Source organism: Actinoalloteichus spitiensis RMV-1378 (genome assembly GCF_000239155.1).
Classification (GTDB): Bacteria; Actinomycetota; Actinomycetes; order Mycobacteriales; family Pseudonocardiaceae; genus Actinoalloteichus_B; species Actinoalloteichus_B spitiensis.
Genome location: NZ_AGVX02000076.1, coordinates 1 through 12,370, shown reverse-complemented (window position 1 = coordinate 12,370; position 12,370 = coordinate 1). Strand labels below are relative to the sequence as shown.

Here is a 12,370-nt window from a genome sequence, read left to right as displayed (position 1 = left end):
GGCACGAGGACGTCCCCGCTGGCCCGAGCCCAGACCGACCAGGTCATCGCCGCCGTGCGGGCGGTCCTGCCCGACCTGCCGGTCGAGACGGTGGGCATCGAGACCAGCGCCGACCGATGGCACGGCAACCTGGCCGACCTGGGCGGCAAGGGCGCCTTCACCAAGGAGATCGACGGGGCGCTGGTGGCCGGCGAGGTCGACCTCGCCGTGCACTCGATGAAGGACGTCCCCGGTGACGTGCCGCTGCCCGCCGGCACCGAACTCGGCGCGTTCCTGCGCCGGGGGGACGCGCACGACGTGCTGATCTCCCGCTCCGGCGTGGGGTTGGCGGAGCTGCCAGAGGGGGCCCGGGTCGGGACCTCGGCGGTGCGCCGCCGCTCCCAGCTCGGGCTGTACCGGTCGGACCTGCGGGTCGAACGGATCCGGGGCTCGGTCAACGCCCGGCTGGCCAAGCTCGACGCCGGGGAGTTCGACGCCATCGTCCTGGCCAGGGTCGGGTTGGCGCGCATCGGTCTGACCGACCGGATCACCGAGGTGATCTCCACCGTCTGGTCGGCCGGTTCCCGGCCCTCGATCGTGCCCGCCTGCGGCGCGGCGGTGATCGGCGTGCAGGCCAGGGTCGAGGACCGGGCCGTGATGCGGCTGCTCCAGCACGTGGGCGACGAGGAGACCACCCGGTGGGTGACCGCCGAGCGGACCGCCCTCCACCTGCTGTCGGGCCACTGCAACAGCCCCATCGCCCTGCACTGCACCACCACAGACGAGGGCAGGCTCGCCCTCTCCGGGCTGGTCTTCTCCGCCGACGGATCGGGGTGGGTGCGGTCGCACGCCACCGGCGCCGCCGACGACCCGGTCAGCCTGGGCGCCAGGGTGGCCGACGACCTGGTGAGCCAGGGCGCCCGGGAACTCATCGGGGACAGCCGGCACTGACGGCCCCACCGGGCACCGCCCCCCGGAGGGAACGGCGCGGGCCGCCCCTGGTCAGGCGAGGGTGTGGGCCAGCACCGCGTCCGCGATCGGGTCGAGCGCCCGCCGGACCGGGGCGTGGCCCAACCCGGGGATCGTGACCAGTCTCGTCGCACCGACGACCTGGGCCAGGTGCCGCGCGTGGACCGGGGGGACGACCGGGTCCGCCGGTGCCTCGATGACCAGGGTGGGCACCGTGTTCGCCGCGAGCAGTTCCGTGCGGAGCAGGCCGGACTGGTCGGCCAGCGCGTGCGCCGACGAGGCGTCCCACCGCCCGCCGTGCGCGATGATCCGTTCCTCCCTGGCGCGGAAGTCGCCGGCGTCCAAGGGGAGGGGCCCCGGGTTCATCCGCCGCCACTTCTCGACCCGTTGGTCGAGCTCCGCCTCCAGGTCGGGCTGGGGCACCAGCCCACCCAGCCAGCCCATCAACTCCTCGTCCGGCCCCGGGAGCTGCTCGACGGGGGTGGTCGTCCCGTCCTCGCGCCGCAGCGGGGTGGTGCTCAGCGCGAACGTGCTCCACAGGCTGGTGGTGCGCAGCCGGTCGGGGTGGTCGGCGAGCAGCAGCTGGGTCAGGATGCCGCCCATCGACAGGCCGAGGACGTGGGCGCGGTCCACGCCGAGCGCGTCGAGCACCCGGACCGCGTCCTCGGCCAGCTCGGCGAGCGGGTAGGGGGCCTGGTCGAACGCCCGGGTGGAGGCGCCGGTATCCCGGTGGTCGTACCGGATCACCTGGTGGTGGGCGGCGAACCGGTCCACCAGCGGCTCCGGCCAGCTCAGTCCGGGCTCGCCCGCACCCATCACCAGCAGCAGCGCCGGGGCGCGCGGGTCGCCGCGCCGTTCGGTCCACAGCCGCACGCCGGGTCGGACGGTCACCGTGGTCTCGACAGGGGCCGTCATCCCACCTCCTGGTACGCGAGGTCTCGTCTTGTCCACGGCCAGGGTGGCCGACGCTCCGGGTCGCCGTCAAGACGAACCGTTCCGTCTCGTTAAGAGTCCCGGTGTCGCCGGTTCGCGACCGCGCCGACACGACGCCGGCCGGACGGGTAACCGGGAGGAGGACAGCGTCACCAGCGCCAGTCCCCGCCGCGAGACGAACGGAGGTGCGGAGATGAGGGCGACCCTTCGTCTCGGCAGGATCGCCGGCATCCCGGTGGGCCTGCACTGGAGCGTGGTGGGCATCGTGCTCCTCGTGGCCATCGGACTGGCCGCCCACCAGCTGCCGCTGCTCTTCCCCGGCTACCCGGCCGCCGCGTACGTCGTGGCCGGCATCGCCGCCGCGCTGCTCCTGGTGCTCTCCCTGCTGGTGCACGAACTCGCCCACGCCGTCGTCGCCCGCCGCAACGGTGTGGAGGTCGTCGGCATCACCCTGTGGCTGCTCGGCGGGATGGCACAGCTCAGGGGAGAGGCGCGCGACGCGGGCGCCGAAGCCCGCATCGCCGCGGTCGGACCCGCCGCGAGCGCGCTGCTCGCCCTCCTGTTCGCCGCGTTCGCCTCCGCCAGCGCCCAGTTCGGCGGCGGCGCCCTGGTCGCGATCGTCCTCGTCTACCTCGCGCTGCTCAACGCGGCCCTCGCCGTCTTCAACCTCCTGCCGGCCGCCCCCCTCGACGGCGGTCGGGTGCTGCGGGCCGCCCTGTGGCGGTGGCGGGGCGACCGGTGGCGGGCGGCGATCTGGTCGGCCTACGCCGGGCGGGTGCTCGGCCTGCTCCTCATCGGCCTCGGCATCGCGCAACTGCTGTTCCGAGGCGTGGACGGGCTGTGGTGGGTGCTGCTGGGCTGGTTCATCACCGCCGTCGCCGGAGCGGAGGCGCACCAGGCCAGGGTCGGTGCGGCCCTGGCGGACGTCCCCGTCCGGGACGTGATGCGCCAACCCGTGCCCACCGCCGGCTCCCACACCACCCTGCACGACCTCCGCCGCGACCTGCCCGCCGACCCCCCGCCACCGGCCGTGGTCCTGCTGGACCGGGACGGCCACCTCGCCGGTCTCCTGACACCCCAGCGGATACGCGCGGTGCCTGAGGACGCCCACGGCACCGTTCGGCTGGGGGACCTGGCGATCCCCGTCGAGCAACTGGTCAGAGTGGGAGTCGAGGAGACCCTGGCGACCGTCGTCCCGCGCCTGGGCGACCAGCGGCATGCCTGGATCCTCGTGGAGGACGCCGGCCACCCGGTGGGAGCGCTGACGACCTCGGACGTCGCCGAGGCCGTCGCCGACCGGCGTTTGGGCGCGGCCACCTTCCCGGTCCGGGTCGAGGAGACCGGCGGTCGGTCCTCGACTCCGCCCAGCGGGTGGTGGTTCCCCGGCCAACGACCCCCTGACTGACAGCCGGGCGCCCCGCCCCGTCCTCGCGTCCGGACCCGCGCCGTGCGACCCGCCCGGGAGTGGGGACACTCGGCCCCTGCGTCCAGGGACCAACGCCTCATGCCCGACGGCCGCCGGGGAGGCATCCTGAACGTGCTGGGCAACCAGTGACCCGCCCGAGGACAGGGTGAAGACCACGAGCGGACCTCGTGTCGGCATTCGACTGGTCACTCATCGTCGCAAGACGACGAGTTCCCGCCTCGGACGGGCCTTTCGCTGTCTGGGCCCGGTTCGCGACCCACCACGCCACCTCCTTCACGGCGAGCCGTCTGGCCCGAGCACCCACCTCCGCATCCCGTGCGCCCGCCTACCGCACACCCTTCCGGCGTCACAGCTGGTGTGGAGCGGGCGGCGCGCACGCGCCCGGTCCCGCTTCGCGAGTGCCGGGGAGTTCCGCTTCCGGAGTGGGGACGGCCGGACCACGGCGTGAGCGGAGGGCCGATGGTGGTCGGCCTCCGTGCAGCAGGGGCCTGGTCCGTCCACCTCGGGTGAGGAACCGCTAGGCCGTGCGCCGCCCTGGTAGCCGGCCAGCCCCGGACCCGCACACCCCCACGCCGTTCACCTGCGGCCAACGCCCCTCCCCACGGCGCGGTCGCCGGGCAGCGGCCAGCGGAGGAGTACGATATCCCAGACCAGCGGCTCGGGCCGACCGGCCCGCCAACGTCAGGCCGAACGGCCCTGCCACCGGCCCGCCACCACCAGGCACAGTGGTGGTGCTGGGTAACCAGTGACCCGTTCGAGGATCTGGACGGACAGCCGGAACCATCAGGATTCCGACGTCCCGCGCCGCAAGCGCAGGCGGACCTCCCTCGAACGGGCCGTTCCATGTCCGGGCACCTGTCGAGGAGTTGTCATCCCGCGCCCTGACGTCACCCAGCTGCTCTCCTCCTCCAGTAACGGAGTCCTGGCCGGCGAGGGGCACGCTCGACATCTGGACGTGGCCCCGGGGTCGAGCTCGCAGCAGGCTCATGGGGTGCGTCTTCCACACCACGAGAACTTCGGCGCGTCAATGATCACGCTCGTGCAGCCTCCCCACAGGAAGCCGCGCGAGGTAACCTGGGTGGCTCAGAAAAGATCAGGTTCAGGATTTGGTCCTGCAGATCGAAGTCGTGCACGGCATGGCCCACGCCGTCGTCGCCCGCCGCAACGGGCGGGAATCGCCGGCAACATCCTGTGGCTGTTCGCCGGGGTCGTCCAGCTCAGCGGGCAGGGGAAGAGCTGCATCTCCACAACTCGCGGCTCACCCCCGCTTGCGCGGGGCGGACTCCAGCAGGTCCGCGAGGGGGGCGCCCTCGTCCGGCTCACCCCCGCTTGCGCGGGGTGGACACGAAGCCGTCGACCACCGCACCCGGCACGAGCGGCTCACCCCCGCTTGCGCGGGGTGGACCCTTGTTGACCTGCGCTCAATCGAGCGCGTGATCATTCTGTGATCTTGGGTTCCTCTGGTCTCGTTGTCGTGTGGGCCGGCCTACGGTGCTGGTCCGGACGTGGTGGCGCGTCGTTCGGACGCGGAGGGGGAATCCGGGTGCGCGCAGGCCATATCCACCGTGGCCCCAAGCGCAACGAATGGTGCTCGTGGGCCGACGAGGTGTACGGCGAGAACGACGGGGTCACCCCCTACCCGCAGGCTTGACGGAGCACCCCGCAGCGCCGGGTGAATCCGACGGAAACGTGCCCCGGGCAGACTGGGGTGGTGTCGCGAGCCGAAGAACTGCTGGACTGGTTGCGGACGCCCCGGGCCACCCGGTGGTTCACCGAGGAACCCGTGGCCGAACGGGACATCCGCTCGATCTGCGAGGTCGCGCGGTGGACCGGGTCGGCCCGCAACAGGCAGCCGTGGCGGCTGCGGGTGGCCACCGAACCTGACCTCCGGCGACGCCTGAGCACCCTGGGGGACTACGCGCTCCACCTCGCCAACGCGCCCGCCGTGCTCGCCATCGCCGTCGACCCCGAGCTCGGTGGCCGGGACACCCCCTTCGACGAGGGCAGGTTGTGCCAGTCCATCGTGCTGGCCGCCCACGCACTGGGTCTCGGGAGTTGCCCGGTGACGCTCCACCCCGAGCAGAACGTGGCCGCCGCCGGCCGCCTGCTGGGCCTCACGGCCCGGTGGCAGGTCCGGCACGTCGTCGCCCTCGGCCATCCCGCCCCGCGCCCTCCAGGGGTGTCCGCCATCCCGACCGGGCGGTTGGCCGCCAGCGCCCTGCTCGGCGAGGACCACGCGGGCTGACCCGCCCGGCCCGACGCCCTTCGTGCTCCGGTGGCTGGCCCCGGCCCCGGCCCCGACCCCCTGGCACCGGCACCGAGCCCTGGGCCGGAGCCCACCGGGGAACGGGGCCAGGCGAAGGCGTCCATACGAGCGGAAGCAGACGGACGCGGCCCCACCGCCGCACCAGCCGGTCACCACCGCAGGTCGACCCACACCAGTCGGTGGTCCGAGGCCCGGATGAGCCGGGCCAGCGCGGACCAGGACGGCGGCCAGCACACGCCGCTCGCCCCCGGGTTCGTACCGGCCGAGGGCAGCGCGTAGTCGACCCGGAGACATCCCGGCCCGTCCACCCCGAAGTCCGCGGTGGCCGTCCACGCTGTTGCCGACCACCCCCGTCGCAGGGCCGTCTCCAACGCGCCGAGGCTGCCCGGCCGGGTGTCGATGAGCCGGGGTGCGGCCAGCAGGCGGCGGATCGCCCCCGGTTCCCGGTCACCGGCCGAGGGGTCGGCGTTGAGGTCGCCCAGCACGACGAACTCGGCGCCGGGCGGTAGTCCGCCGGGCGTTCCCGCGTCGTCACGCAGGTGTTCGGCACCGTCCGGGGACAGGTAGTCGACCCAGAACCGGACCTCGTCGTGGTTGCGCCGGACGTTCCGCCGCTCCGGGCCGTCGAAGGCGGGCGGGGTCGGGTGGCACACCAGCACGTGCAGGGTGCGGGCCCCGAGTTGGACCGGCACGTCCCAGTGCGACTTCGACGAGAGCGGGAAGCGGTCCAGCACCTCCGGCGGGTAGTAGGCCCCGCCGTCCGGGTCGGACGGGAGCAGCGCACCGGGCAGGTCCCGCCAGCGGAAACGCTGGAACGTTCGCACCCGCTCGTCGTCGATCGGGTAGCGGGACAACAGGAGCATGCCGTACTGCCCGGGGAAGTACCCGTACCCCCAGGCGTCGTCGGGGCCGTCGAACCGCCCGTCCCGGTTGAGGTCGAAACCCGAGGGGACCCCGGTGTTCACCGGGCCGAGGAAGCGGTGGTCGTAGCGCAGCGGCTCCGCGCCGCGCTGGGGCACCGCGAGGTAGTCGCGTCCGAAGGTGGTGGCCGCCGAACCATCGGCGTCGTGGTCGAACTCGGCGAGCAGCACGATGTCGGGGCGGACGCGTTGCAGCACCTCGGCCACCAGCCGGGCCTGCTCGCTGCCGGCGGGGTCGGACAGTTCGGCGGCCAACCCGCCCTCGACCGAGCCGGACAGCGCCGTGTTGAAGGTGGCCACCCGCACCGTGCCGGGGGCCGGTGGGGCGGGTACGCCCAGGCTGTCCGGCCGGATCCGGGTCCCGGCCCGGTCGGTGGTGCGCGGGGTCGGACGGGCCGGGGGTGCTGGGGTGGCGGTGGAGTCTCGCGGTGGGCGGGGGGAGGGCTGCTCGGCGGTGGAGGAGCACATGGCTCCAGCATCGTCCCCCCACGTCACCGTCGCCGATCAGCGGACGGCGCCGTCACGTCCGGGAACGTCGGGGCCGGCTCTGGTCCTCGCGACCATGGCCGCCCCCGAACGCGGGCCCCGGGTAGCCGGCGGAGCCCCCCGGTCGCCTCAGACGTAGGCGCGGGCGGCTCGGCCGGCGCGCAGGGTCTCGGCCCACCAGCCGAGCTGGTCCAGCAGCGCGCCCGCCGCCTGGTTCACCCGGTCCAGGTCGAGCGGGTTGCCGTCGTCGTCGAACCGCGCGTAGCCGCCGTGGAAGCTGACGGTCTCCCGGACGGTGACCGCGTGCAGTTCCGCGAAGACCGCCCGCAGCTGTTCCACGGCGCGTAGACCACCCGAGACGCCGCCGTAGCTGACGAAGCCGACGGGCTTGGCCTGCCACTCGGGCAGCAGCGAGTCGATGGCGGTCTTCAGCGGGCCGGGGTAGCCGTGGTTGTACTCGGGGGTGATGACGACGATCGCGTCGGCGGCTCCGATGCGCTTGCCGAACTCCTCGTCCTCCAGTGTCAGTTCGGCGGGGTCGATGACGTCGACGGTGGCGATGTCGGGGCGGTTGACGGCCTGGTCGACGAACCACCGGGTGACGGTGGGGCAGAACCTGCCCTCGCGGACGCTGCCCATGAGGACGGCGAGACGGTAGGGGGCGGGGGAGTGCGACATCGGTTCCTCCTCGACGGGGTGGGACGGCCGGGTGGCCGTGCGCGAGGAACGCTAAAACCTAAACAATTGTTCAGGTCAAGGGTGTCCTGGGTGGCGTCAGGGCGGCCGTCGGGCCGGGCACGGGGGCCCGGCAGCCGCCCGGCTGGGGTCGGGCGGAGGGAAACCGCTGGTCGAACGGGCCACGGTCGGGTTGGCGGCGCGGACTTCGCGGGCTGGGCGAGCTGTCCCACACCGGCCGAGATTCACTCCACTGGGGACCGCTCGCCGAGCCTCCCGGCGGAGCCGGACGGTGCTCCGGGGTCGGCGGCGGGGGCAGCCCGCGGCGGGGACCGGGCATCCCGCGGACACCGCAACCCGGTGGTGGGCCGGGGATCGGAACGCCGTCGGCCGGGTGCCGGGCCGGCGGCCCCCGGCACCCCGGCCCGAACTCCCGGGCCGGCTCAGTGGCCCTCCACCAGGGTCTCCTCGTGCCGCCACACCGGACGGCCCGCCACCACGGTGAGCACGACGCGGTGCCGGAACTCCCGGCCCTCGAACGGCGTGTTCCCCGACCGGCTGCGGGTGTCCGCCCGGCTCACCGTCCACGGGGCGTCCTCGGCGACGACGCAGAACGTGGCGGGTTCCCCCACCGCGAGGGGCCGGCCGGCGACCCCGTCGATCCCGGCGAGGGCGGCCGGCCGGTGGGACAACACCTCCGCCACCCGACGCCAGTCCACCCCGGACGGACCGTCGAACACCTCGGCGGTGACCGCCAGCGCCGTCTCCAACCCGGTCATCCCGAAGGCCGCCTCCCGCCACGGCCCGCGTTTGCGGTGCGCCGGGTGCGGGGCGTGGTCGGTGGCGACGACGTCGATGACCCCGTCTCGCAGGGCACGGCGCAACGCGGGCACCACCTCCGGCCCGCGCAGCGGCGGGTTGACCTTGTAGGTGGGGTCTCCCGTGCCGCTCCGGGTCGTGTCCAGCAGCAGGTGGTGCGGGGTGACCTCCGCGCTGACCCGGGCCCCCCGTTCCCGCGCCCACCGGATGATCTCCACCGACCGGGGCGAGGACACGTGGCAGACGTGCAGCGGCGCGTCCCGCTCCAGGGCCAGCAGGACGTCCCGGGCCACCACCACGTCCTCGGCGACCATCGGCCACGGCGGCAGGCCCAGCCGGGCGGCGACGGTGGCGTCGACCTGGCCGCCACCGGCCAGGGCCCCGCTCTGCGCGTGCTGGGCGAACAGCCCACCGGCCGGGCCGAGGTGGCGCAGGGCCCGGTCGACCAGGGCCGGGTCGTCCACGCAGTGCCCGTCGTCGGAGAAGACCCGAACCCCGGCGGCGGCCAGGGCGTCGAGGTCGGTCAGGTCGGCACCGGCCAGATCGCGGGTCACCGCCGCCACCGGGTGGACGCGGACCACGGCCTCCGCCGCCGCCAGCTCCGCCAACCAGCGCACCCGGTCGACCGAGTCGGTCACCGGCCGGGTGTTGGCCATGGCGAACACGTCGGTGAACCCGCCGGCGGCGGCCGACGCCGTCCCCGTCCGCACCGTCTCCGCGTCCTCACCGCCGGGTTCCCGCAGGTGGGTGTGCAGGTCCACGAACCCGGGCAGCAGCACCCCGCCCCGCCCGTCCAGCTCACCCGCGCGGGGCGGGGAACCCTTGGCGGGGTCCACGGCGGCGATGCGCCCGTCCCGCACGGTGAGGTCCACCGGGGGGCCCTCCCCGTAGGGGCGGACGCCACGCAACCGCAGTTCGCTCACCGGTCCGCCCCGCCGGTCGGCAGGGCGAACACGGGCCCGTCGGCGCAGATCAGCGGGCTCTCGCTGCCGGTGGTGGTGGCCGCCGTCGCGCAGCCGTGGCAGTAGCCCAGGCCGCACGCCATGTGCGCCTCCAACGACACCTGCACCCGCGCGCCCCACTCCCGGCCCAACGCCCGGCACAGCTCGGCGAGCCGGTCGGAGCCGCAGACGAACACCTGCGCCGGCGGGTCGTCCGCCAGCTCCCCGGCCAACCGGGCCCCCACCACGGGCACCGCGCTGTCGCCCGCCTCGTCGGTGACGGCCAACACCCGCTCGACGCCGAGTTCGGCGAGGTCACCGGGGCCCACCAGGGCCTCCCGGGTGCGGGCGCTGGTCACCGCGACGACCTCCACCCCGGTGGCCACCGCGTCCTCCACGGCGCCCATCACCGAGCAGACCCCGATGCCCCGGCCGACCACCAGCACGCGGCGGGTCCCCGGGTCGAGGGTGAAACCACGGCCGAGGGGGCCGGTGACCAGCAGGTCCTCGCCCACCGCCACCTGGGTCAGGGCCCGGGTGCCGGCCCCGCCGGCCCCGTAGACGATCTCCACGACGCCCTCGGCGGGGCGGCGGCGGTGCACCGCCATCGGACGGGGCAACACCGAGCGGGACGGGGTGTTCTCCGGGATGCTGATCATGACGAACTGCCCGGCCAATGCCCGGTCGGCGATGCTGGGTGCCCGCAGGGTCAGCCGGTGGTAGCGGTCCCCGACGGGTTCGTGGCCGATCACCCGGCACTCGTCCCAGGTGGGTTCCGGGCGCGCGGCCGGCGGAAGCGGCACCACCTGGTCGGCCAGGCTCCGCGACAGCGGGGCGGTCACCGCGCCCGCTCCTGGGCACCCGGGGACGCCGCGGAGTCCAGGCGCAGCAGCGTCGCGGCCAGCACGCGGGTGCCCTCGGCGATCTCCGGCACGCTGGTCCACTCGGCGGGGGTGTGGCTCAGCCCGTCCCGGCTGGGCACGAACACCATGCCCACCGGCACCACCCTGGTCAGCATCTGGCTGTCGTGGCTGGCCCCGCTGGGCATCACCCGGTAGGCGGAGCCGCAGTCGCGGGCCGCGCGGGTGATCTCGTCCTGGATCCAGGTGGGCAGCACCACCGGGGAGGTGTCGGCCAACAACCGGTCCCGCAGCCCCACGCCCCGGCGGGCGGCCACGGCGTGCGCCCGGGCGGTGAACTCGGCGGCCGTCTCCCGCTGCCGGGCGCTGTCGACGTCGCGCACGTCCAACCCGAACACCACCTCGCCGGGGATGGTGGTCAGCGAGTTGGGGCTGACGTCGAGGCGACCGACGGTGAGCCGGGTGCCGTGGTGGCGGGAGTCGGTGGCGATCTCCTCGGCCAGCAGCACCAGTTCGGCCGCGGCGGCCAAGGCGTCCGCCCGCAGGTGCATCGGCGTGCCCCCGGTGTGGGAGGCCAGGCCGGTGACGGTGAACTCCAGGCGGGTGCTGCCGGAGATGACGTCGACGACCCCGATGGGCAGGTCGAGGGACTCCAGGACCTTGCCCTGCTCGATGTGCAGTTCGATGAACGCCGCCCAGTCCTCGGCCGCCCACCGGGCCTCGGCGGCCCGCTCGGGCGCCAGGCCCACCGAACGCATCGCCTCGGCCATGCTCGTCCCCGAGGCGTCCCGCAGCCGGTCCAGGTCCGCCGAGCCGGTGAGCCCGGCCACCACCCGGCTGCCGGTGCAGGCCTGGCCGAAGCGGGCGCCCTCCTCGGCGGCGAAGGCGACGATCCGCAGCCGGTGGCGGGGCCGGACACCGGCGTCGGCCAGCGCCCGGGCCACCTCCATGCCGGCGACGACCCCGACGATGCCGTCGAACCGGCCGCCGGAGGGCACGCTGTCCAGGTGGGACCCGGTGCCGATGGCCGGTGCGGCCGGGTCGGTCCCCTCGAGTTCGGCGATCGTGTTCCCGACGGTGTCGGTCCACACCCGGTACCCCAGCGGTCGCAGCGACGCCGCGAAGTACTCGTGCGCCTGGCGTTCCAACTGGGTGAACGCCAGCCGGGACACCCCGGGGCCGGGTTCGGTGAGCGAGGCGAGGTGGTCGAGGTCGGCGGCGATCCGGTCCTGCTCCACCGCCAGGGTGGGCGGGTTCTCGGTGGTGGTCATCCCCGTGCCCTCCTGGTGGCCTCGGCCAGTTCCGCCGGCCGCACGGCGACGGCGGTGGCGACGATCTCGCCGCCGTGGGCCGACACCAGGCGGCGCAGCGGGTCGAGGACCTGCGGGGCGGGTTCGGTCAGCGCCGCCAACCCCGACCGCAGACCGCGCAGCCGGTCCACGTCACCCAGCAGCCGGCCCAGGTCCTCGCGGACCGCGACCCGGGAGGCCCCCAGTTCCCGGGCGGTGATGTGGCCGAGGACGGCGGCCCCACCGTCCTCCTCCCAGGTCAGGACGGCGTCCACCCCGGTGGCGCGCAACTCCTCGGCGACGAGGGCGCCGAGCCGTTCGGCGGCGGCCGGGGACCGGGCCGGGTCGAGGGCGGGCGGCCCGTCGGGCGCGGGGACGAGCAGCTCGACGGCGGCGTCGACGGCGACGTCGCGCGGGGATGGGGTAGCCATGGCGGCCTCCAGGAGGGTGGGTGACGGGGACGGGCGGGGGCCGGCGGGGTCAACCCGCCGGGGCGAGGACCTCGCTGAGCAGCGCGGTGCGCGGCACCCGCACGCCGTGGGAGCGCAACGCCTCCCCGGCGTGGTGGTCGGCCGGGGAGGGGGCGGCCGCGACCAGCACGACCGTCTCGTGCCGGTGGACCTCGCCGACCAGCAGCGCGGGTTCGGCGTCCCCGGTCGGGGCCGGCTCCCCGGTGGCGTCGTCGAGCACCGCGAAGGGCAGTCCGGTGTGCAGCGCGGTCGCCACGACCAGGGGTTGCTCCGCCGGCCCCACCCCGACGATGCGGTCCACCCCGGCGGGCAGGCCGGGGGCCAGCAGCGCGGCGGC

The 12,370-nt window shown here is 74.9% G+C and carries 11 protein-coding genes; 3 read left to right on the top strand and 8 right to left on the bottom strand.

The features are described 5' to 3' along the window. On the top strand, positions 1–930 hold a 930-nt coding region (hemC, locus tag ACTIDRAF_RS0203805), incomplete at its 5' end, for a hydroxymethylbilane synthase (RefSeq protein WP_016697387.1). Positions 931–981: 51 nt separating this feature from the next. Here the strand turns inward: hemC and ACTIDRAF_RS0203800 are convergent. Continuing rightward, positions 982–1,863 (bottom strand): alpha/beta fold hydrolase, encoded by an 882-nt coding sequence (locus ACTIDRAF_RS0203800; RefSeq protein WP_016697386.1) that lies wholly within the window; start codon positions 1,861–1,863, stop codon positions 982–984. A 211-nt stretch (positions 1,864–2,074) separates the two neighbouring features. Between ACTIDRAF_RS0203800 and ACTIDRAF_RS0203795 the strand changes: the two genes are divergently transcribed. Next, entirely contained in the window at positions 2,075–3,286 is a 1,212-nt protein-coding gene (locus ACTIDRAF_RS0203795) for a site-2 protease family protein (RefSeq protein WP_016697385.1), read from the top strand. Between the two features lie 1,732 nt (positions 3,287–5,018). After that, positions 5,019–5,552 (top strand): nitroreductase family protein, encoded by a 534-nt coding sequence (locus ACTIDRAF_RS0203790; RefSeq protein WP_245533432.1) that lies wholly within the window; start codon positions 5,019–5,021, stop codon positions 5,550–5,552. Positions 5,553–5,722: 170 nt separating this feature from the next. On the opposite strand, the gene ACTIDRAF_RS0203785 is transcribed toward ACTIDRAF_RS0203790, so the two are convergent. The 7 genes from ACTIDRAF_RS0203785 to ACTIDRAF_RS27090 form a co-directional block, all read right to left on the bottom strand. Further along, positions 5,723–6,961, bottom strand: coding sequence for an endonuclease/exonuclease/phosphatase family protein (locus tag ACTIDRAF_RS0203785; RefSeq protein WP_016697383.1), 1,239 nt, complete (start codon positions 6,959–6,961; stop codon positions 5,723–5,725). Between the two features lie 147 nt (positions 6,962–7,108). Continuing rightward, positions 7,109–7,657: an NADPH-dependent FMN reductase gene (locus ACTIDRAF_RS0203780; protein ID WP_016697382.1), complete on the bottom strand. Its 549-nt coding sequence runs from the start codon at positions 7,655–7,657 to the stop codon at positions 7,109–7,111. 440 nt (positions 7,658–8,097) lie between these two features. After that, a complete protein-coding gene (locus ACTIDRAF_RS27095; RefSeq protein ID WP_016697381.1) occupies positions 8,098–9,396 on the bottom strand; it encodes a dihydroorotase in 1,299 nt (432 codons plus the stop codon). Beyond that, on the bottom strand, positions 9,393–10,256 hold the full coding sequence (locus tag ACTIDRAF_RS0203770) for an iron-sulfur cluster-binding protein (protein ID WP_016697380.1): 864 nt from the start codon (positions 10,254–10,256) through the stop codon (positions 9,393–9,395). The genes ACTIDRAF_RS27095 and ACTIDRAF_RS0203770 overlap by 4 nt, the downstream gene beginning before the upstream one ends. Then, entirely contained in the window at positions 10,253–11,545 is a 1,293-nt protein-coding gene (locus tag ACTIDRAF_RS0203765; RefSeq protein ID WP_016697379.1) for a Zn-dependent hydrolase, read from the bottom strand. Before ACTIDRAF_RS0203765 ends, ACTIDRAF_RS0203770 begins: the two co-directional genes overlap by 4 nt. Further along, the gene (locus tag ACTIDRAF_RS0203760; protein WP_016697378.1) at positions 11,542–11,994 is read right to left on the bottom strand and encodes a hypothetical protein; all 453 of its coding nucleotides are present in this window, start codon (positions 11,992–11,994) and stop codon (positions 11,542–11,544) included. Before ACTIDRAF_RS0203760 ends, ACTIDRAF_RS0203765 begins: the two co-directional genes overlap by 4 nt. A 49-nt stretch (positions 11,995–12,043) precedes the next feature. Next, positions 12,044–12,370: hypothetical protein (locus ACTIDRAF_RS27090; protein WP_039785663.1), on the bottom strand; the 327-nt coding region annotated here is incomplete at its 5' end.

Excerpts from the sequence above, each read along its gene's own strand:
- ACTIDRAF_RS0203800 (WP_016697386.1), bottom strand. The coding sequence starts at position 1,863 with ATGACGGCCCCTGTCGAGACCACGGTGACCGTCCGACCCGGCGTGCGG.
- ACTIDRAF_RS0203780 (WP_016697382.1), bottom strand. The coding sequence starts at position 7,657 with ATGTCGCACTCCCCCGCCCCCTACCGTCTCGCCGTCCTCATGGGCAGC.
- ACTIDRAF_RS0203760 (WP_016697378.1), bottom strand. The coding sequence starts at position 11,994 with ATGGCTACCCCATCCCCGCGCGACGTCGCCGTCGACGCCGCCGTCGAG.
- ACTIDRAF_RS0203785 (WP_016697383.1), bottom strand. The coding sequence starts at position 6,961 with ATGTGCTCCTCCACCGCCGAGCAGCCCTCCCCCCGCCCACCGCGAGAC.
- ACTIDRAF_RS0203795 (WP_016697385.1), top strand. The coding sequence starts at position 2,075 with ATGAGGGCGACCCTTCGTCTCGGCAGGATCGCCGGCATCCCGGTGGGC.
- ACTIDRAF_RS0203765 (WP_016697379.1), bottom strand. The coding sequence starts at position 11,545 with ATGACCACCACCGAGAACCCGCCCACCCTGGCGGTGGAGCAGGACCGG.